Source organism: Rhizobium sp. Rhizsp82 (assembly GCF_047325115.1).
GTDB lineage: Bacteria > Pseudomonadota > Alphaproteobacteria > Rhizobiales > Rhizobiaceae > Rhizobium.
In genome coordinates this window covers 3,541,620-3,561,222 of record NZ_CP168570.1, presented here as the reverse complement: position 1 = coordinate 3,561,222, position 19,603 = coordinate 3,541,620, and the positions used below count along the sequence as shown (strand labels likewise).

Sequence of the window (19,603 nt, the reverse complement as noted above, 5' to 3'; positions counted from 1 at the left end):
GTCGAAGCACCGGAGGCCGTGCTCCGGTGCTTCGGGTTCATGCCACCAGGCCCTTGGTGAGCTCCAGCGCCTGCCGCTCGAACAGGCGGCGGTAGATGCCGTTGTTGAGGCGGACGAGCGATTGGTGGTCGCCTTCTTCGACGATCCTGCCCTTGTCGAAGACCAGCAGGCGGTCGAGTGCCCTGACGGTCGACAGGCGGTGCGCGATCACCAGCGTCGTGCGTCCCTCCATCAGGCGTTCCATCGCCTGCTGGATCTGCACTTCGCTCTCGCTGTCGAGGCTGGACGTCGCCTCGTCGAGGATCAGCACGGGCGCATCGGCGAGGAAGGCGCGGGCGATGGCGACGCGCTGGCGTTCGCCGCCCGACAGCTTGACGCCGCGCTCGCCCACCATCGTCTCATAGCCCTTGGGAAGGCTCATGATGAAGTGATGGGCGCTTGCCTGTCTCGCGGCGTCCTCGATCTCGCGTCTCGATGCCTCCGGCCGGCCATAGGCGATGTTTTCGGCCAGCGTCCGGTGGAACAGGATCGGCTCCTGCTGGACGATGGCGATCTGGCCGCGCAGGCTCGATTGCGTCACCTGGGCGATATCCTGCCCGTCGATCCGGATCGAACCGGAATTGACGTCATAGAGACGCTGGATGAGCTTGACGAAGGTCGTCTTGCCCGAGCCCGAATGACCGACCAGACCGACGCGCTCTCCCGGCTTGATGGCGACGGAGAAGTCGTCATAAAGCGGCGTCGGATGGGCGCCATACTGGAAGGTGACGCGATCGAAGATGACCTCGCCCTTGCCGATGGCGATCGCCCTGGCGTCCGGCCTGTCCTCGATGCCGAGCGGCGTCTTGTCGAGCAGCACCAGCTCTTCCATGTCGTTGACGGCGCGCTGCAGGTTGCGGATATCCTGCCCGACCGAGCGCAGATATCCCTGCAGCACGAAGAACATCGCCAGCACGAAGGTGATGTCGCCCGGCGTCGCCAGGCCTTTCTGCCACATGATGAGGCCGGTGCCGAGGATGCCTGCCTGCATCGAGACCATCATGAAGCCCTGGATCGTGCCGTTCAGCGTGCCGCGCCGCCAGGTCCGCCGCGTGCGGCTGTCCCATTTGGCGAGAACGTGGCTCAGGCGCTCTTCCTCGCGGTCTTCGGCGCCGAAGGCCTTGACCACCGAGTTGCAGCTGATCGCATCGGCAAGCGCGCCACCGAGCTTGGTATCCCAGGCATTGGCGAGCTTGGCCGCAGGCGAGACGTAGCCCATCGAGAGGATGACCGTGACGCCGATATAGATCAGCGATCCCGCCGCCACGATGAGCCCCATGACCGGCCAGTAACTGCCGAGCACGATGCTGGCGCCGGCGAGCATGACGACCGACGGCAGGAGCGCAACCAGCAACAGGTCGTTCAGTGCATCCAGCGCCCACATGCCGCGGGTGATCTTGCGCACCGTCGAGCCGGCGAAGCTGTTGGCATGCCAGTCGGTGGAGAAGCGCTGCACCTTGTGGAAGCCGCTATTGGCGACATCGGCCATGATGCGCAGCGTCAGGCGGATGATGCCGTTGAAGATGAACCAGCGCAGCACGACGCTGGTGAGGCCGAGCGCCGCAACGACAACGAAGGCGCGGATTGCGCCATCGGCCGCATTGCCGCCGGCGATCGCATCGACGATCCGGCCGGAGAAGACCGGGACAAGAACTTCGGCGAGCGTGCTGGCGATGACCAGCAGAATAATGCTGCCGACGAGGGCAGGGCGATGCGTCCATTGACGAAAAACAAAGCCGAGCACGTTGCGATAAGCATCGGCACGGAAGTCGAGCTTCTTGCGAGTCATTTTAACCAGTCCGGCGCCATATCGAGGGCAGCCGGCCCCAAAATCGAGAGTGAATAGACACAGCCGGAACGGGAGACGAAATAACCCCGGCAGATCGGTGGCGCTGTGAAAGACGTTAAAACCGCTTGCCGCGTGCCCTGGGCGGGCCGCGAATTGGAATGACCTAGTGTCGGATCATTCCGGACGGGAGGGTTTCGATGAATACTGATGTCATGCAACGCCTCCTCTGTTTGATCTGCAGCGATGGAGATTTTGTACCGGACAAATCCGGTCTTGCCAACCGGATCTTTTCTACTTTGCAGAGAATGATGCAGGGACGACACACCATCGAGGCGCGAGTGCCGTGCTTTTGCTGTATGCGTCAGCCGCCGAGCGCGACGGCGATCAGCACGAGTACGAGGCCGAGACCGGTCATCGTGAGCCCGGCATAGAGCGGTCTGCCACCGGAAAAACTTGCCCATGCATAGCCGGTGATGAAGAGCAGGGCGATCAGCACGAGGTTGCTGACGCGCAGCGCCAGTTCGGCATCGGCGATCAGGAAGAAGGGGATCACGGCGGGGATGGCGGTTGCGAAAACCAGGATGCCGATCCCGGTGGCGGCGAGGATGTCGTTTCTCGTCAGCAATGCCTTTCGCGGCTCGGCGCGGGCGGTCAGCGCCAGGAGCGAGCGGTAGAGAGCTTCGGCATCGGCGGTCTTTCCCGAGAACGGGGTGTCCTCGATCGGAAATTCCTCGGCAAGCACGGCAAGCGCCGTCGCCTCGTTGCGGGCGGCCTTGATATGCCGGAAGAGACGCAGGCGCCGGCTCTTGTAGAAACTGGTGCCGAGCACGAACAGGACGGCATCGATGATCGCCCAGGCGGCGTTGCAGCCGAGCGTCGCGACGACGAGATCGCGCACCTCGATGCCTTCCTCATGCATGACGAGCCGGGAGCCGACGGTCCATGTCAGCGCCATGATCAATCCGAAGAGGACTTCGCCGAGCGCATCGCCGGGATCGAGCGCGTCGAATATGGAGCGGATCGGCGACGTCATCGAATGGCCCTCCCGTGCGGCAACGCCGCAAGAGACGACTATGATCGAGGCGGGCCGCGGGCTCATTGAGCCGGATCAAGGCTGATTGCGGTTGCCGGTTCATTCCGGCAGGATGGCGCATCGACTGCGAAGGAGGAGATCACGTCATGATGATCGGCTCATGTCATTGCGGCAAGGCGCACTGGACGCTGGAAGGCGATCCGGGATCGATCACCGCCTGCAACTGCACGCTCTGCCGCCGGTACGGCACGCTCTGGGCCTATGATTATGAAGGCGAGCGGGTGGCGGTCAGCGGGCCGACGGCGTCCTATACGCGCTCGGGAAGGGACAAGTCGCCGCTGGAGATCCTGTTCTGCCCTGACTGCGCCTGCGTTCTCGCCTGGCGCGGTCTGGTGCTGGAATCGGATGGGCGGCGGCGGATGGCGGTCAATGTCAGGCTTGCGCCGCCGGAGGCGGTGGAGGATCTGGCGATCGACCATTTCGACGGGCTGGTGACCTTCACCGATCTGCCGTCGACGGGGCGCTGCGTGCGCGATCTCTGGTTCTAGGGAAAAGACGGCGCCGCCGGGAGGAAGCGGCGCCGCAAGTCACTCAGCGTCTGCAGACTTCGGCGCGGAAGGGCTGGCCCCAGCGGTCATAGCGCCATTCCGTGTGGCAATAGCGGGGCGCGTAGTAAGCCGGATAGGCCGGGTAGGCCCGCGGCGGCGGATAGTAGGCATAGGGGCCGGGATAATAGGGGCGCGAGGCAATTGCGCCGCCGACCACGCCGCCAACGACGCCTCCGGCAACACCGCCCCAGAAGGCGTCGCCGCCGCGGGCATTGGCTGTTCCTGTGGTGGCGAAGGTGGCGCCGGCAAAGGTCAGCGCAATCAGGCCCGCCGCCATGGTCTTATGAAGAACGGACATGTCGAATTCCTTTCATGGACAAGGCTTGTCTTGAAGCCATGGTCAGAATCCGCCCCGATCGCGGCGCGTTGATGGTCGCACAAGCGCTTGCGGAATTAAATTTTCGTCATGATTGCCGGGGTTTTGCCGCATTTTCGCGAGGGCGAAAGCGCAAATGAACGCAAGGGGATGAGACCCGCCGCTGCCGTTCTGATTCAACTTTAACGCCGCTTTCGGCGCCTGCCGCTCGCGCTGTAAGATTTTATGGTTAAAAGCTTGTTAAGCGACTTGGCATTATGGTTGCAGACGTGAATATTTCATTCACAGCGGGAGTGGACGCTTTTTGACATCGGCAGGCAACCTTCTGGAACTGGCATGCAGCCGGATCGCGGATCTGGATACGCCAGCCTATGTGAAGAACAGCGAGCTTCGCTATGTCGCTGTGAACGCCGCCTATGCGCATTTTTTCGGTCTCGACATTTCCGATTTCATCGGCCGCCGCAGCCGCGAGGTTCTCAACCGGCCGGAAGAGGACGAGCGCGAGGACAAGGAGCGCCGGGCGCTGGTCTTCGGCACCGAGGAAAGCGCAATCTGCTTCGACCGGGCGGCCACAAGTCACGAGCGGGTGCAGATCGAAAGCTTCATGCCATCGGAAGAGCGGGCCTATGTGCTCGGCGTTTTCGAGAAGCGGGCGCAGCCACGCCGTCCTGTCGCCTCCGGTCCCGATCAGGCGCTGCTTGCCGATTTCGAGCGGGTGCGTTCGGCGCTCGAAAAGCTCGACCATCCCGTCGGCATCTTCGGCGATGACGGGCGGCCGCTCGCCGTCAATGCGGCTTACCGAGGCGGCTCCAGGCATGTCGCTGAGACCGGCTGGCACAAGAGCGTTGCCGAGCTCGATCTGCTGCGCACGATCATGGAAGATCTGCCGGTCGCGGCCTTCGCCCGCGACGAGCAGCACCGTCTCGTCTATGCCAACCAATATTACGAGACCTTCACCGGTCACGACCGCGCCAAGGTGCTGGGGCTGACCGAGCACGAAATGTTCGGCAAAGACGGCGGTGGCGCCATTTATGAAGAAAACTGCCTGGCGCTGAAGAACGGCTCGCTGACTGAGGTCGAGGGCAAGCTGCCGAGCACCGACGGCAAGTCCTATCCGATCCTGTCGCGCGTCAACCGCGTGCAGACGCCCGACGGCAAGCTCTATGTCGTCGGTTCCTTCTCCGATATCTCGCCGCTAAAAGAGCGTGAGGCGGAGCTCATCCAATCGCAGCAGCATGCCGAAGTGCTGCACCGGGATATCGAGAGCATCCTGCGCTCGCTGCCGGTCGGCGTGCTGATCCTCGATAACAAGCTCGATATCCTCTACGTCAACGACGAGTTCTACCTGATCAGCGATCTGCCGATCGAGGACCGTTTCGACGGGCGGCCGTTCATGGACGTGATCCGCCGCAATCACGCGCTCGGGCGCTACGGCTACACTCAGACGCCGGAAGAAATCCTGGAATCGCGGCGCCATCACTTCTCGACCGCCGACGATCCGGAGCCGGTGGAGCTCAACTGGTCGGGCGGCAAGTCGATCATTTTCGACAGCCGCCGCATTTCCGACGACCGCATCCTGCTGACCTATTCCGATATCAGCGCCATCCGCCAGCGCGAGCAGGAAGTCCATGACGCCAAAGCGGCGATCGAGACGCTCGGCGAACTGATGCGCGATGCGACGCGGGCGATGCCGCAGGGGCTGGCGATCGTTCAGGACGGCATCATCCAGCTTTCCAACGATGCGCTCTCCGGCGTCTTGCAGATCCCGCCGGAATATCTGGCCGCCGGGCGCGGCTGGATCGATCTCTTCAATTTTTGCGCCGAGCGCGGCGACTTCAATGGCGCCGCGGCCGATACGCTGCATTACTGGCGCAGCAGCATCGCCACGCGCCAGCCGATCACCACCGTCTTCCATATTTCCGGCGAGCGCTGGGTGAATATGGACGCGACGATCAGCGAGCGCGGCCACTGGATCGCTCTCTTCACCGACGTCACCGAGATGAAGCAGCGCGAGGGCGAGCTGGAGCGGCTGCTGTCGCGCGCCGAGGCTGCCGACCGCGCCAAGTCCGAATTCCTCGCCAATATGAGCCACGAGATCCGCACGCCGATGAACGGCGTTCTCGGCATGGCCGAACTGATGGCGAAGACCGATCTCGATGCGCGCCAGAAGACCTTCATCGACATCATCGTCAAATCCGGCAATGCGCTGCTGACGATCATCAACGACATCCTCGATTTCTCGAAGATCGATGCCGGGCAGATGAAGCTGCGCAAGGCGGCCTTCGACATGGTCGAGGCGGTCGAGGATGTGGCGACGCTCTTGTCGTCACCGGCGGCCGAGAAGGATCTGGAACTGCTGGTGCGCGCCGATCCGAACCTGCCTGCCGCCGTGATCGGCGATGCCGGGCGCTTCCGGCAGATCGTCACCAATCTCGTCGGCAACGCCGTCAAGTTCACCGAGAAGGGCCATGTCTTCGTCGATATCGGATTCCGTCAGGGATCGGACGGCGAGATCATGGTCGAGCTCAGGATCGAGGATACCGGTATCGGTATCCCGACGGACAAGCTGCAATCGGTGTTCGACAAGTTCTCGCAGGTCGATTCCTCCTCGACGCGGCGTCACGAGGGAACGGGCCTGGGGCTGGCAATCACCGCCGGTCTCGTCGATCTCTTCGGCGGCTACATCCATGCCGAGAGTGAACCGGGGCGCGGGACCGTCTTCACCGTCAACCTGCCGTTCGCGGTGGCGGCGGCCAAGCTCGATCCGAAGCCGCTGCCGGTCAATGTGCGCGGCGCGCGCATTCTCGTCATCGACGACAACGAGGTGAACCGCAGCATTCTCAGCGAACAGCTGACGCTCTGGGGTTTCGATGGCGTGGCGGCGGAAAGCGGCGCGACGGGGATCGCCATTCTGGAAGCGGCGCATCAGGTGGGCGTCGAGGTCGATGCGCTGGTGCTCGACTATCACATGCCGCAGATGAACGGCGCCGAAGTGGCGCGCAAGCTGCGCGCCGACCGGCGTTTCGAAAACCTGCCGATCATCTTCCTGACGTCGATGGACATATCGGGTTCCGAGAAGGAATTTGCGGCGCTGAACGGCCAGGCGCATCTGATGAAGCCGGCGCGCGCCAACCTGCTGCGCGGCACGATCGTCGAGGTCGTCAGGGCCAAGCGCGTCAAGCAGGCGTCCGAAGCCGAGCTTGCGCGGCTGCAGGCCGAGCTCGCCGCCAAGGTGCCGGAGCCGGAAGAGGCCGAGCCCGAAATCGAGACGCCGCGCCGCAAGGCCGATTTCATCGACGTGCTGGTGGCCGAGGACAACGAGGTCAACCAGATCGTCTTCACCCAGATCCTGCAGGGCACGGGCCTGAGCTTCCTCGTCGTCAACAACGGCCAGGAAGCGGTCAATGCCTGGGAAGCGTATTCGCCGCGGATCATCATGATGGATGTGTCGATGCCCGTGATGAACGGTCACGATGCGACACGGGCGATCCGCTCGCGCGAACGCGGGCAGGGGCATCGCGTGCCGATCATCGGCGTCACCGCGCATGCGCTGGAAAGCGACCGCGAGCTCTGCCTCGATGCCGGCATGGACGACTATATGTCGAAGCCGATCAGCCCGGAGCTGCTGGAAGAGAAGATCCAGCTGTGGCTCGGCAAGAGCGAGCCGCTGCCGGGCCGCTCCGGCCTATAGGGCCTTCGGGCCGCAGAGCATTTCGCGCTTTCCCGCAAAGCCCTTGCGGCGCTCGACGGCAAAGCCTGCCGCAACGAGATTGCGCCGGACGAAGCCGGCGGCGGCATAGGTGGCGAAGCTGCCGCCGGGAACGGTTTTCTCGCAGACGAGACGCATCAGCTCTTCCGACCACATGTCGCCGTTGCGCGACGGGGCGAAGCCATCGAGATACCAGGCATCGAAGCGCGGCTCGGCGGCCCTGACGCCATCGAGTGCCGCACCGCAGACGACGCTGAGACGGGTCTGCGGATCGAGATCGAGGCTGATGATGCCTTGCGGGCTATCGGGCCAGGCGGCGGTCAGCCCGTCGCGCTCGGCGTCGATCTCCCGCCAGTGCGAGAGGGCGCGGGCAATCTCGTCACGCTGCATCGGGTAGAGCTCGAAGGACATGAAGTGCAGGTGCTGGCCGTCCCTGCGGTGCAGCTTCCACTGGCGCCAGGTCTCGGCAAAGTTCAGGCCGGTGCCGAAGCCGAGTTCACCGATCTGGAAGCTCTGCTTTTCCGCCCAACGCTCCGGCAGGCCGTTGCCGGAAAGGAAGACGTGGCCGCATTCGAGGCGGCCGTCGGTCTGGCAATAAAAGTGATCGCCAAAGGCCTGCGAATAGGGCATATCGCCGTCTCGCCATTCGAGCGGCTGGCTGTTGCTGCCAATCTGATCGGGATCGATATCTGTCATGCCACAAGCCGATAGTCCGGCTCTTCTCTCCGGTCAATCCGCCGATCTGCTGATCGCCGGCGGCGGCATCATGGGTCTGTGGGCGGCGGTATATGCCGAGCGGCTGGGCATCGATACGCTGTTGATCGATGCCGGGCGGATCGGCGGGGGCGCCAGCGGCGGCCTGCTGGGCGCGCTGATGCCGCATATGCCGGACAAGTGGAATGCCAAGAAGCAGTTCCAGTTCGACGCGCTGCTCAGCCTCGAAACCGAGATCGCGGCACTGGAAGCCGCCACCGGCCTTTCCGCAGGCTACCGGCGCTCCGGCCGGATCATTCCGCTGCCGAAGCCCCATTTGAAGACGATCGCGCTCCGGCATTCGGCCGATGCCGAGGTCAACTGGAACCAGCAGGGCCGGGCGTTTCACTGGCATGTTTCCGATCTGCCCGCCGTCAGCGGCTGGATCGATCCGGCTGCGGGCGAGAGCGGCTTCGTGCACGACACGCTGGCGGCCCGCGTTGCGCCGCGGTCGCTGGTCACTGCGCTCAAGGCATTTCTCGACAAGGCGCGGCATGTACGGATTGCCGAGATGGCGGCGCTTGGTTCGCTGGGCGTTGAGACCGGTGTCGCCGAAATCGATGGCACCCAGATGAGCTTCGGTCACTGCATCATCGCGGCCGGGCACGCATCCTTCCCGATCCTGCAGCGCTTCAATCCGGGTTTGCCACAGCTGTTGGGGCAGCCGGTCAAGGGGCAGGCGGCGTTGCTGAAGGCCGATATCGATCCGGCTTTTCCGGTGATCTTCCGCGACGGGCTCTATATCGTGGCGCATGAAGGCGGGCATGTCGCGATCGGCAGCACCAGCGAGAACAGTTTTGCCGATCCCTATGGCACCGATGACCAGCTGGAACCGTTGATTGCGGCGGCGCGCGAAATGGCGCCGGCGTTGGCGGATGCGCCCGTCGTCGAACGCTGGGCAGGGTTGCGGCCGAAGGCGATCGATCGCGATCCGATGGTGGGGCGCCATCCCGATCATCCGCGGCTCCATGCGCTGACGGGCGGTTTCAAGGTGAGTTTCGGGCTCGCCCACCGGCTGGCGGAATGCGTCACTCGCGAGATTGCCGGTCAGCCCGCGGGGTTCGACCTGCCGGATAGTTTCGCGCTTTCCAGCCATATGACGGCCGCTTCACGCTAAACGTGAATTAGTCCAGAGCTTATTTCGTTATTCTGTCATGCAAATCACCTATCTGCTAGCGCATCGATGGCGCCGGATTCGGCCGTGCGCCGTGCACTCAGATGGAGGAAATCGCATGCGTTATGCCATTTGCTTCACGCCTTCGCCGAGCGATCCGCTCAGCCATGTGGCGGCCAATTGGCTTGGCCGTAACGTCTTTTCGGGCGAGATGCTGGAGCCGCCGGCCGTTCGCGGGCTTGGCATTCACGAGATCGCCTTCCACACGGCCGTGCCGCGCCGCTATGGATTTCATGGCGTGCTGAAGGCACCGTTCCACCTTTCCGCGGATGTTTCGGAAGCGCAACTATTGCGGGAGCTGATGCGGTTCTCCGGCACGATCCAGCCTTTCAGTGTGCCGCGTATCGAAGTGGCCCGGCTCGGCAATTATTACAGCCTGGTGCCGACGCTGCCCTGCGAGAACGTGCGCTATCTGGCATCTTCCATCGTCCAGCATTTCGACCGCTTCCGCGCGCCTCTATCGGAAGCCGATATCGAGCGCAGCGATCCCGATGGTCTCTCGGCGGCGCAATTCGCCAATCTGCACCGCTGGGGCAACCCTTACGTGATGGACGAATTCCGGTTCCACATGCCGGTCACCGGTCCGGTCAATTGCGTCGACATGCCCCGCATCGAGCAGGCGCTGCGATCGATCTTCGAGCCGGTGCTGAACGATCCGATCCAGATCTCCAACATCGCGCTGATGATGGAAGAGGGTATGGGCGGTCCCTTCCGCGTGCATTCGCTGCACCCGATGGGCAAGGTCAGCGCCCGCAAGATCGCTTGATCACTTTTGTTCAAGAAGCCGGCGCGGATTGGTGCTATATCCGCGCGATGCAGAATATCTCGCAGGAACAGGCAACCGATGTCATGCCGCTTGCCGGCGCGGAGACGACGCGCTTCTGGCGCGACCGCCGTTTCGGCGGCATGGAATGCCTGAGCGCAACCTTCCTGACCCACGAATTCGCGCCGCATGCGCATGATACGTTCAGTATCGGCGCCATCGAGAGCGGCAGCCAGATCGCCACGATCCGCGGCACGCGCGAGGCATCCGGCCCCGGCGACCTCTATCTGATCAATCCCGGCGAGACGCATGACGGGGCGCCGACCGAGGGCGGATACCGCTACCGGATGATCTATCCTGACATGGCGCTGTTCCGGGAAGTCCTCGAAGATGTGACCGGCAAGAGCTTTCAGGGTACGCCCGCCTTCGGCAAGCAGATCCTGCACGACCCGAAGCTCGCCGCCGCCTTTCAGCAGGCGCATGAGATTCTCGAAATCGGCAGCGGGGCGCTGGAGAGCAGCCAGGCGATGTTCCAGGTGCTCGACGCGATGTTCCGCCAGCATGGCAGTTCGATCATCGTGCCCGTCGATACCAAGGAGCGGTCGGCGGTGCGCCAGGCCCGCGACTACCTGATGGAGAACTACGCGACCGATATAGGGCTCGAGGAACTGGCAGGCGTTGCCGGGCTCAGCCGCGCGCATCTGATCCGCGCCTTCCGCAAGGAATTTCACATCACGCCGCATGCGTTCCTGACCGATATCCGCGTGCGGATCGCGCGGCGCAAGCTGCAGGCGGGCGAGCAGCCGGCGGAGATCGCGCTCGAGTGCGGCTTTGCCGATCAGGCGCATTTCACCCGCCATTTCAAGGCGCGCACCGGGATAACGCCCGGCCAGTACCGGGCCCGATAATCACTTTCGTTCAAGACGCCGCTTCGGCGCGGCTCTATGACCTCCGCAGCAAGCGGAGTTTTTGAACGTGAACAAGAATGAATTCTGGGCGGAATTTTCCGGCGGCATGCGGGCGATCGCGCCGCTGATCGCCGCCGTCATCCCGATCGGGCTGGTCTTCGGCGCGGTGGCCGCCACCAAGGGGCTTTCGCCCGTCGAGACCGGGCTGATGAGCGCGCTGGTCTTTGCCGGCGGCTCGCAATTCGTGGCGATGGATATCTGGACGCATCCGGCCTCCTGGGCGGGGCTGGGTTTTGCGGCATTGCTCGTCAATATCCGCCACGTGCTGATGGGTGCTTCGATCGGCACCAAGATGCAGGCCTTTCCGCCGCGCGCCCGCTATCTCTCCGTGCTGTTCCTTGCCGACGAGATCTGGGCGATGGCCGAGTTCCGGGCCGGTGTGGCGCGGCTGACGCCTGCGTGGTTCGCCGGGCTCGCGACACCCTTCTATCTCGCCTGGGTGATCTCGGGGTTGGCGGGCGCCACGCTTGGCGCGTTCCTTGGCGATCCCGTCACGCTCGGCCTCGACTTTGCTTTTCCCGCCGTCTTCATCGTGCTGGTCATGGGCTTCTGGAAGGGGCCGGAAACGGGTGCGGTGCTGCTCGCCAGTGGTGCGGCGGCCGTGCTCACCCAGCATTTCATTCCTGGTGTCTGGTATATCGCCGCCGGTGCTCTCGCCGGTCTCGTCACCGCTCTCTTCAGTGGCAGGCGCCGCATCGAGGTAACGCCATGACGCTCGATCTTTCCACACTGCTTGCGATCCTGGCGATGGCGGCGGCAACCATCGCGACGCGCATCAGCGGTCTCATCCTCATTCGCCATGTCTCGCTCGAAGGCAGCAGGCGCAAGGCGATCGAATCCATTCCGCCGGCGGTTCTGATGGCGGTCGTCGCGCCGACCGCCTTTGCGACCGGCATTGCCGAGACCATCGCCTGCGCGGTGACGGCGCTTGCCGCGCTTCGGCTGCCGATGCTGGCGGCGGTGGCATCGGGCGTCGTCTGCGTGGCGATCCTCAGGGCGATCGGGCTCAGCTGAGCGATTTCGTGAGAGACTTTCGCGATTTCCGTGAAAGTCTCTTGCACATTTCCGGCTCGACTTTCGCTCTCCGGGTGCTACCGTTTCGCCTGTCTTCGAGAAGGTGATTTGATGGCATTCGATACATATCCGCGCGATCTCGTCGGCTACGGCCGCAGCACACCCGATCCGAAATGGCCCGGCGGCGCCCATGTCGCCGTGCAATTCGTCATCAATTACGAAGAGGGTGGCGAGAGCTCGATCCTCGATGGCGACCCGGCCTCGGAGAACCTGCTTTCGGAGATCGTCGGTGCCCAGCCCTGGCCTGGCCAGCGCAATCTCAACATGGAATCGATCTACGAGTATGGCTCGCGCGCCGGCTTCTGGCGGCTGTGGCGGATGTTCACCGATCTGAAGATGCAGGCGACCGTCTATGGCGTGACGCTTGCCATGGCGCGCAATCCGGAAGCCGTTGCGGCGATGAAGGAGGCCGGCTGGGAAATCGCCAGCCACGGCTACCGCTGGCTGGAATACAAGGATTTCCCCGAGGATCTGGAGCGCAAGCACATTCTCGAAGCCGTGCGCCTGCATACCGAACTGACCGGCGAGCGGCCCTACGGCATGTACCAGGGCAAGCCATCCGACAACACGCTGCGGCTGGTGCAGGAAGAGGGCGGTTTCCTTTATTCGTCGGACTCTTACGCCGATGATCTGCCCTATTGGGTGAAGGGCGTGGACGGCAAGCCGTTCCTGATCATTCCCTATACGCTCGAAACCAATGACATGCGTTTCGCCACACCGCAGGGCTTCAATTCCGGCGACCAGTTCTTCGCCTATCTGAAGGATGCCTTCGACACGCTCTATGAGGAAGGCAGGGAGGGCAGCCCGAAGATGATGTCCGTCGGCCTGCATTGCCGCCTCGTGGGCCGTCCCGGCCGTGCCGCGGCGCTGAAGCGTTTCATGGAATATGTGCTGGGTCACGAGAAGGTCTGGGTGCCGCAGCGTATCGAGATCGCCAGGCACTGGCATGAGCATCACAAGCCGGAGACGATCTGATGAGCGGGCGGGAGGAATTTGTCACCCGCTTCGGCGGCGTCTTCGAGCATTCGCCGTTCATCGCCGAACGCGCCTATGACGACGGTTTCATCCATGGCGAGCTGACGGCCGATCGCGTTCATACGCCGATGGTGGCAGTCTTTCGTGCGGCGAGCGAAGAGGAACGCCTCGGCGTGCTGCGCGCTCACCCCGATCTGGCGGGACGTCTGGCGATATCAGGCGAACTCACCGAAGACAGCAGAAAAGAGCAGGCGGGCGCCGGGCTCGACCGGCTGAGCGCCGAAGAGCACAAGCGCTTCACCGAGCTCAACGACCGCTACACCGAAAAATTCGGCTTTCCCTTCATCATCGCGGTCAAGGGCTTGAACAAGGACGATATCCTCGCAGCCTTCGAGAAGCGGATCGGCAACAGCCGAGAGGAGGAATTTGCCACAGCCGCCGGTCAGGTCGAGAAGATCGCGCTTCTGCGGCTCACCGCCATGCTTCCGGCGCGCTGAGTGATGCGGAATTCTTTCCTCATCATTCCGCATCGCCTATAGTCTCAGTTGCAGGAGACGGTAGGATGAAGCCATCGGAAGTGCTGGAGAAGAACAGGCAGGCGATCCGCGACGCGACGAAGCGTTTCAACGCGGCCAACCCGCGCGTCTTCGGCTCGGTGGCCCGTGGCGAAGACCGGGCCGACAGCGATCTCGATATTCTCGTCGATGCGCTGCCGGGAACGACGCTGTTCGATCTCGGCGGGCTGCTGGAGGAGTTGCAGGATATGCTCGGGGTCAAGGTGGATTTGGTGACCCCCGGCGGGCTGCCCGACAAGATCAAGGCGCGCGTTCTCTCGGAAGCGTCCGCCATATGAGCAATGAGCGGCTTCTCGAACATATCGATCGCATGCAGGCTGCCGCGCAGACGGCGTTCGATCTGACCGAAGGGATGAGCGGGGCGCAGTTTCTCGGTGACATCAGAACTCAGCTTGCCGTGACGATGTCGCTGGTGCTTGTCGGCGAGGCGGCAGCACGCATATCGGCGATCGAACCCGGATTTCCGCAAAGCCATCCGGAGATTCCGTGGGCGCGGATCAAGGGTATGCGCAATCTGATCGTCCATGACTACTACAAGGCGGAACTGCCGGTGATCTGGCAGACCGCAAGAACGGCCTTGCCCGACCTCGTGACCCAACTTGAAAACATCCGCCACTGGCGGATCCAAGGCGAATGACCGATGCCTGACTTCCTCGATATTCACCCCCTCACCAAAGCCGCCTTCGCGCCCTTCGGCGATGTGATCGAAACACATCCGGAAACGATGCGCTACATCAATGGCGGCACGACCGAGCGGTTTCATGCGCTCGCTTCCGCCGAGGCAGCAGGCGAGGGTGCGCGGGTGATCATCAATCTCTTCCGTGGCCAGCCGCGTGCCTTTCCCTACGAGGTCGGGATGATGGAGCGACATCCTTTCGGCAGCCAGAGTTTCTCGCCGGTCTCCGGCCGGCCGTTTCTCGTCGTCGTTTCCGAGGATGAAAATGGCAGGCCCGGCAGGCCGCAGGTGTTTCTGGCGCGGGGCGACCAGGGGGTCAATTACCGCCGCAACGTCTGGCATCACCCGCTGATGTCGCTTGGCGAGCCGTGTACCTTCCTCGTCGTCGACCGCGACGGGATTGAGAATAATCTGGAAGAATTCTTCTTCGACGAACCCTTCATCATCAGAGAGCCAGCCCTATGACCGGACTGACCACCCATGTCCTCGACACCGCTCTCGGCAAGCCCGCCGAAGGGTTGCGGATCGATCTCTATTCGGTCGAGGGTGACATTCGCAAACATCTGAAGACCGTCGAGACCAATTCGGACGGCCGCGTCGATGGCGGGCCGATCCTGATCGGCGATGCGTTCAAGGTGGGCACCTACGAGCTGCTCTTCCATGCCGGGGATTACCTGCGCGCCGCAGGCACGGCGCTGCCGCACCCGGCCTTTCTCGATCTCGTGCCGATCCGCTTCGGCATTGCCGATACGACGGCGCACTACCACGTGCCGCTGCTGATCTCGCCCTACGGCTATTCCACGTACCGGGGCAGCTGAGATGCGGTTTGCTGCGATCGCAGATATTCACGGCAACGCGCTGGCGCTTGAGGCGGTGCTTGCCGATATCGCCGCGCAGGGTATCACCGACATCGTCAATCTCGGCGATTGCTTCAGCGGGCCGCTGGAGGCGGGCAAGACCGCGGACCGGCTGCTAGCGCTGAACCTGCCGACGGTGCGCGGCAATCACGACCGCTACCTGACCGAGTTTTCGCCCGAGCATATGCAGACGTCCGACGAGGCGGCGTTCCATGACCTCGCCCCTCATCATCTCGACTGGCTGCGCACGCTGCCACCAGAGCTTGTCTATCGCGGTGAGGCCTATCTCTGCCACGCGACGCCCGGAAACGACAATCTCTACTGGACGGAGGCCGTCGCCGCCGATGGCAGCGTTTCCCTGAAGGCGCATGCCAAAATCGAAGCGCTCGCCGAAGGCATCACGCAGCCGCTAATCCTCTGCGGCCACACGCATTTGCCGCGGATCATTGCGCTCTCCGGCGGCCGCCTGCTCGTCAACCCCGGCAGCGTCGGCTGCCCGGCCTATGACGACGATCAGCCCTATTTCCACAAGGTCGAGAACGGCCATCCGATGGCAAGCTACGCGATCCTCGAAAAGAACGCTGAGACATGGACCGCCCATTTCCGCACCGTGGCCTATGACCACATGGCGATGTCGGAGCTTGCAAAAGCAAACGGCCGCCCTGAATGGGCGGCCGGATTGGCGAGGGGGCGGCTGTAGGCGATCAGGCGCTAGTATCCGGCGTCGTCTTCGGCTGTGAGGCTGGGGCAGGTGCCGTTGGCGCGGCATCCGGCTTGGCGCCATCGAGATTGCCGAGTAGCGAGGAGATGGCGTTGTCGCCTTCGAAGCCTGCTTCCTTCATCAGCCTGTCGAGGATCGGCTTGTTGGCCTGGTAGGACAGGAGCTGTCCGGCAAGGCCTTCCCCCATGCCGATGCCGGAGCCGGCTGTAGCTCCATTGCCGCCGCGGCCGAGCATGCCGCCCGTGTCGAAGATCCGGATATCCGAAATCTTCTCGATCGGCTTGACGGCTTCGGCGAGCGCCGAGGGGATCGTGCGGATGCGTTCGCGGGTGATCTCGAATTCGATGATGGCGGCGCTCAGCTTGTTGCGGGCGTCGTTGAGCAGTGCCTCGCTCTCGGCTTCCGCCTTGCCGGTTTCGAGAATGCCCTTGGCCTTGATGACGGCGGCATCGGCTTCGGCGGTTGCTAGCGTCTTGATCGCCTCCGCCTGGTCGATGGCGGCCTGCTTTTCAGCCTCGGCGCCGACGGTTACGGCAGTCGCTTCCGTTTCCGCCTTCTTGCGGGCGTCGATGACGGCGATCTGCTTTTCGCGTTCGGCGATCTCGACGGCCTTGGCCGTGCCGACCTTTTCCTCGGCGGCGATCGCCAGCGCGCGGGCCGCTTCAGCGGCTGCCTTGGCTTCGGACTCCTCTCGGCTCTTGTTGGCGACGGCGATGGCGCTTTCCTGGGCGACGATCTGCAGGTCGCGCTTGGCTTCGGTCTCGCGCTGCTGGACGGCACGCGTCGCGTCGATATTGGCGCTTTCGCGGGCCTGCTTTGCGGAAGCTTCGCGCTCGGCGATCGCCTGCTGCGAGGCGATGCGCGCCTCTTCCTCGGCGCGCTTGGCGGCCTGTTCCTGCTGTGCTGTTTCGGCGCGTGTCGCCGCCGACTTGTTGGCGATGTCGCGTTCCTGGCTGAGCTCGGCCTCGCGCTTGGTGCGCTCGATGGCGAGAGACTGCTGGCGCGCCTCGAGGTCCTTCTGAGCGATCGCGACTTCGGTGTCGCGGACGATCTCGTTGCGCTCCTTCTTGCGGCTCTCGGTGATGCGCGTCAGCGCTGCAAGGCCCTGGGCGTCGAAGAAGTTGTTGGCGTTGAAATGCTTGATGTCCGTCTGGTCGAGGCGGGTCAGCGAGACCGACTCCAGCTCTAGACCGTTCGACTGCAGGTCGGCGCCGACGGCTTCCTGGACCGCCTTGACGAAATCCATGCGCTGCTCCTGCAGCGCATCGAGGTTCATGGTTGCAGCGACCGAGCGCAGGCCGTCGACGAACTTCGCTTCGATGAGGATGCGCAGCTGCTCCGCGTCGTTGGTGCGGTTGCCAAGTGTCTGCGCGGCGAGCGCGATCGAGGAGCCATCCGGTTTGACGCGGACGTAGAATTCGGCGCCGATATCGACGCGCATGCGGTCCTTGGTGATCAGCGCATCACCTTCGCCTCGGCGCACTTCGAGGCGCAGGGTCTTCAGGTTGACGCGGGCGATCGAGTGGAAGATCGGCAGGACGACCGAGCCGCCATCGAGCACCACTTTCTGCCCGCCAAGGCCAGTTCGCACATAGGCTTCGTCGCGGCTGGAGCGGGTGTAGAGCGAAGCGAGCACGAAGCCTATGCCGAGAACAAGGACGATGCCTATCGCGGCAGGAAGTATGACGTCATAGATCATGAATTCTCTCCCAGGGATGAACTGGCCGTATCGAGAAGCTCGTCCGGCGCGAAAACTGCGATGAATATGTCGGCGGCGCGATCGACGAGCAGAACCCTGGCGCCGACGGCAAGCGGCGGCTGGTCCTTGGCGGCTCGTGCGCGCAGCGAATGCCAGTTGCCATGCGCGTCCTTCAGCCGGACGCGGCCCGGCAGGCCCTGGTCCAGCGGCCCGATGGCAACCTCGGCCGTGTGGCCGACGAATTCCGAGAGATCGACGGCATAGGTTTCGTCGCGCGGCACGATACGCGCCACGGCGCGGCTTGAGGCGCGCACCATCGGGGCGGCGATAATGACCGCCGGAATGGAGGCCACCAGCGCCGGAAGCGGTGCCCAGAAGGCGTTGGCGACCGCCTGGATCACGAAACCGGTCATGGCGAAGAAGCCGAGGACCATGAGGATCAGGATCAGGATCGGCACGCCGCCGACATTGAGCCACGACAGGAGACCCGCGACGCCCTCATGGCCATCGGTGTGTGGCGCATGCGGCTTGCCGATCATCTCGCTGATTGAGAAGCCGAGCAGCATGGCGAGGATTTCGATGGCCGTCAGGCCCACCAGCATGGCGGCGGCGATGGCGAAGGGCGTGCACTCGGGGGCGAAGAGCAAGCTCATGGGCTTATTGGCCGCCTGCCTTGAAACGCGCCAGTCTTGCCTCGATCGCCTGTTCGCGGTGGAGGCGGTCCAGTTCGTCGAGTTCGGCGCTGCTGGCGACTTCGCCGGAGGGCACACCGGTTACCCGGGACACGGCTGCGGCTGCCTTCGCGGCGCTGACGCCAGGTTGCGGACGGGCGGAGCCGGACGCTGCTTCTGCCGGTGCATGCTGCGCCACGCTGCGCTTGTAGTCCGAGAGGCGGGCTTCGGCTTCCCGGCGGGTGGCAAGAACTGCCTGCAACGCCTTCTGGCCCTCGTCGACATGCTCTTTCGCATCAGCCAGCGCCTTGTCGAGCGCTGCGATCTGGGCTTCGAGATCGATCTGCCGGGATACGCCGGCCTTGGCGAGGTCGTCGCGTCCTGAGGAGACGGCGAGGCGGATCTTGCCGTCGAGTGCGGCCATGTCGTCGGTGATCTCGGTGCGGCGGCTGGTGATGCGATATTCCTCGGCGCGTGCCTTGCCGAGATCGGTGCGCGCCTCGTCGGCCGCAGTGTCGATTTCGCGGATCGCCTGCTCGATGATCGCCAGCTTGTTGGAACCTTCGGCCTTGTCGATGGCGGCATTGGCGATGCCGGCAATCAGACGGCCCATGCGTGAAAGAACACCTTCATTCATGTTTTCCTCCATCCGTGGGGAATTCGGCGTGACGCCGATGTGAATTTCATACCGGCCGCCTGTGACGGCCAGATAGGCTGGAAAGATGTTGTCCCATCCCGGCGAGTAACCGGCGACATCGAAGGGCACGGCAACCCGGCCCCTGACGGTCGCAAGCGTCAGATCGGCAGGGCCTTTGATAGCAAACAGTTTTTCATCCAGAGGTAGTCGCGAAACGCCGTGCTCAAGCTGGCCCGATGCGAAGTCGCGTAAGCCGAGCGTCACCAATCGTGCAGGCAGTCCGGTTTGCTCACGGACCGTCTCGTAGGCGAGATCATGCAGGACAACGAGATTGGCGCCGGGCTTTCCGGCGAGAAGATCGCCGAGGATACTGGCCATTTGCTCATAGGCGGCGATGGTCTCGTCGATCGCGGCGCGCGCATCAGGTCCTGGCGCTAGTTTGTAGCGCAGCATGGATTGCGGTGATGTTCTCGTCGCGGATACCATGCATTTAACGTAAAGCACCACTTTGGTGCTTTCAAGGGTCGGCTAAAAAAGAATCTTGAAGAATTAACAATGCACGGTTG

Annotated in this window: 21 protein-coding genes; 14 read left to right on the top strand and 7 right to left on the bottom strand. The window is 63.5% G+C overall.

Annotated elements, in window-relative coordinates; all coding sequences use genetic code 11:
- Positions 1–37: 37 nt before the first annotated feature.
- Positions 38–1,828 (bottom strand): ABC transporter ATP-binding protein, encoded by a 1,791-nt coding sequence (locus ACEN84_RS22755; protein WP_413710000.1) that lies wholly within the window; start codon positions 1,826–1,828, stop codon positions 38–40.
- A gap of 361 nt (positions 1,829–2,189) precedes the next feature.
- Positions 2,190–2,861, bottom strand: coding sequence for a VIT1/CCC1 transporter family protein (locus tag ACEN84_RS22750; RefSeq protein WP_413709999.1), 672 nt, complete (start codon positions 2,859–2,861; stop codon positions 2,190–2,192).
- A gap of 146 nt (positions 2,862–3,007) precedes the next feature.
- Between ACEN84_RS22750 and ACEN84_RS22745 the strand changes: the two genes are divergently transcribed.
- Positions 3,008–3,409 carry a GFA family protein gene (locus ACEN84_RS22745; protein ID WP_112719477.1) on the top strand — a complete coding sequence of 134 codons (402 nt, stop codon included), beginning with the start codon at positions 3,008–3,010 and terminating at the stop codon, positions 3,407–3,409.
- A 43-nt stretch (positions 3,410–3,452) separates the two neighbouring features.
- Here ACEN84_RS22745 and ACEN84_RS22740 read toward each other — a convergent pair whose 3' ends face one another.
- Positions 3,453–3,767, bottom strand: a complete 315-nt coding sequence (locus tag ACEN84_RS22740) for a hypothetical protein (RefSeq protein ID WP_112719476.1) — start codon at positions 3,765–3,767, stop codon at positions 3,453–3,455.
- A 322-nt stretch (positions 3,768–4,089) separates the two neighbouring features.
- Here ACEN84_RS22740 and ACEN84_RS22735 point away from each other — a divergent pair, with 322 nt between their 5' ends.
- Positions 4,090–7,476, top strand: coding sequence for a response regulator (locus tag ACEN84_RS22735; RefSeq protein ID WP_413709998.1), 3,387 nt, complete (start codon positions 4,090–4,092; stop codon positions 7,474–7,476).
- On the opposite strand, the gene mnmD is transcribed toward ACEN84_RS22735, so the two are convergent.
- On the bottom strand, positions 7,471–8,190 hold the full coding sequence (mnmD, locus tag ACEN84_RS22730; protein WP_413709997.1) for a tRNA (5-methylaminomethyl-2-thiouridine)(34)-methyltransferase MnmD: 720 nt from the start codon (positions 8,188–8,190) through the stop codon (positions 7,471–7,473). The two genes, ACEN84_RS22735 and mnmD, sit on opposite strands and share 6 nt — an antisense overlap.
- On the opposite strand from mnmD, the gene ACEN84_RS22725 reads away from it, so the two are divergent.
- The 12 genes from ACEN84_RS22725 to ACEN84_RS22670 all read left to right on the top strand — a co-directional run bounded on the left by ACEN84_RS22725 (position 8,189) and on the right by ACEN84_RS22670 (position 16,009).
- Positions 8,189–9,364: an NAD(P)/FAD-dependent oxidoreductase gene (locus ACEN84_RS22725; RefSeq protein WP_413709996.1), complete on the top strand. Its 1,176-nt coding sequence runs from the start codon at positions 8,189–8,191 to the stop codon at positions 9,362–9,364. The two genes, mnmD and ACEN84_RS22725, sit on opposite strands and share 2 nt — an antisense overlap.
- Positions 9,365–9,479: 115 nt before the next feature.
- A complete protein-coding gene (locus tag ACEN84_RS22720; protein ID WP_112719472.1) occupies positions 9,480–10,187 on the top strand; it encodes a DUF1045 domain-containing protein in 708 nt (235 codons plus the stop codon).
- Between the two features lie 47 nt (positions 10,188–10,234).
- Entirely contained in the window at positions 10,235–11,092 is an 858-nt protein-coding gene (locus tag ACEN84_RS22715; RefSeq protein ID WP_199627390.1) for an AraC family transcriptional regulator, read from the top strand.
- Positions 11,093–11,198: 106 nt separating this feature from the next.
- Complete coding sequence (locus ACEN84_RS22710) at positions 11,199–11,864, top strand: AzlC family ABC transporter permease (protein ID WP_413711346.1); 666 nt, start codon at positions 11,199–11,201, stop codon at positions 11,862–11,864.
- Positions 11,861–12,166, top strand: a complete 306-nt coding sequence (locus ACEN84_RS22705) for an AzlD family protein (protein ID WP_413709995.1) — start codon at positions 11,861–11,863, stop codon at positions 12,164–12,166. Before ACEN84_RS22710 ends, ACEN84_RS22705 begins: the two co-directional genes overlap by 4 nt.
- 111 nt (positions 12,167–12,277) lie before the next feature.
- Positions 12,278–13,201, top strand: a complete 924-nt coding sequence (gene puuE, locus ACEN84_RS22700) for an allantoinase PuuE (protein WP_413709994.1) — start codon at positions 12,278–12,280, stop codon at positions 13,199–13,201.
- Complete coding sequence (gene uraD, locus ACEN84_RS22695; RefSeq protein WP_413709993.1) at positions 13,201–13,698, top strand: 2-oxo-4-hydroxy-4-carboxy-5-ureidoimidazoline decarboxylase; 498 nt, start codon at positions 13,201–13,203, stop codon at positions 13,696–13,698. Before puuE ends, uraD begins: the two co-directional genes overlap by 1 nt.
- A gap of 65 nt (positions 13,699–13,763) precedes the next feature.
- Positions 13,764–14,054, top strand: a complete 291-nt coding sequence (locus tag ACEN84_RS22690) for a nucleotidyltransferase family protein (protein WP_112719466.1) — start codon at positions 13,764–13,766, stop codon at positions 14,052–14,054.
- Between the two features lie 32 nt (positions 14,055–14,086).
- The gene (locus tag ACEN84_RS22685; protein WP_413709992.1) at positions 14,087–14,413 is read left to right on the top strand and encodes a DUF86 domain-containing protein; all 327 of its coding nucleotides are present in this window, start codon (positions 14,087–14,089) and stop codon (positions 14,411–14,413) included.
- Positions 14,414–14,416: 3 nt separating this feature from the next.
- Positions 14,417–14,917: an ureidoglycolate lyase gene (locus ACEN84_RS22680; RefSeq protein WP_413709991.1), complete on the top strand. Its 501-nt coding sequence runs from the start codon at positions 14,417–14,419 to the stop codon at positions 14,915–14,917.
- On the top strand, positions 14,914–15,270 hold the full coding sequence (uraH, locus tag ACEN84_RS22675; RefSeq protein ID WP_413709990.1) for a hydroxyisourate hydrolase: 357 nt from the start codon (positions 14,914–14,916) through the stop codon (positions 15,268–15,270). Before ACEN84_RS22680 ends, uraH begins: the two co-directional genes overlap by 4 nt.
- A 1-nt stretch (position 15,271) precedes the next feature.
- Positions 15,272–16,009 (top strand): metallophosphoesterase family protein, encoded by a 738-nt coding sequence (locus ACEN84_RS22670; protein ID WP_413709989.1) that lies wholly within the window; start codon positions 15,272–15,274, stop codon positions 16,007–16,009.
- Positions 16,010–16,013: 4 nt separating this feature from the next.
- Here the strand turns inward: ACEN84_RS22670 and ACEN84_RS22665 are convergent, their stop codons facing one another.
- The 3 genes from ACEN84_RS22665 to ACEN84_RS22655 are packed head-to-tail and all read right to left on the bottom strand — an operon-like array spanning position 16,014 to position 19,541.
- Positions 16,014–17,729, bottom strand: a complete 1,716-nt coding sequence (locus ACEN84_RS22665) for a flotillin family protein (RefSeq protein WP_413709988.1) — start codon at positions 17,727–17,729, stop codon at positions 16,014–16,016.
- A complete protein-coding gene (locus ACEN84_RS22660; protein ID WP_413709987.1) occupies positions 17,726–18,382 on the bottom strand; it encodes an OB-fold-containig protein in 657 nt (218 codons plus the stop codon). Before ACEN84_RS22660 ends, ACEN84_RS22665 begins: the two co-directional genes overlap by 4 nt.
- A gap of 4 nt (positions 18,383–18,386) precedes the next feature.
- Complete coding sequence (locus ACEN84_RS22655) at positions 18,387–19,541, bottom strand: PspA/IM30 family protein (protein ID WP_413711345.1); 1,155 nt, start codon at positions 19,539–19,541, stop codon at positions 18,387–18,389.
- Between the last annotated feature and the right edge of the window lie 62 nt (positions 19,542–19,603).